Source organism: Neisseria sp. P0018.S001 (genome assembly GCF_051957355.1).
Lineage (GTDB): Bacteria > Pseudomonadota > Gammaproteobacteria > Burkholderiales > Neisseriaceae > Neisseria > Neisseria subflava_A.
The window spans coordinates 1-461 of the sequence record NZ_JBQCWN010000062.1 but is presented as its reverse complement, the minus strand read 5'-3'; the positions used below and the strand labels follow the sequence as shown (position 1 = coordinate 461).

1 protein-coding gene is annotated in these 461 nt (G+C 61.6%); it reads left to right on the top strand.

The window, feature by feature from the left end:
* Positions 1–461, top strand: a 461-nt coding sequence (locus ACTHTJ_RS10835; RefSeq protein WP_440360993.1) for a hemagglutinin repeat-containing protein, incomplete at both ends; no start/stop codon positions are given.

Here is a 461-nt window from a genome sequence, read left to right as displayed (position 1 = left end):
GCACCTTCGCCAAAATCTCCTCACCGCTGATCGATCTGGTCAACGCTGCCGAAGGTGCTGCCAAAAGCAAAGCCGACGACCGCACCCGCGCCCTGCAGGGTCTAGCCGCCGGCGCCCAAGCCTACCAGCTGGCCGATTCCGTCGGCAAAGTGGCCGACGCCGTCAAAAACCAAACCGGACAGCAGGGCGCCGTCCTCTTGTCCGTCGAAGCCGGCTTCGGCTTTAAAACCGCCGGCAAAGAGCAAAACCAACACTACCGCCAAAGCCAACAAAGCAGCCTGAAAGCTGGCGATGACATCAATATCCGCAGCCGCGAGGGCGACATTACCGTCCAAGGCAGCAACATTACCGCGGGCGACACCATCCGCCTCGATTCCGCACGCGATATCCGGCTGCAGTCGGCCCAAGACAGCCAACATCAGGACGGCAAAAACCGCAATGCCGGCGTACAGGTCGGCGTC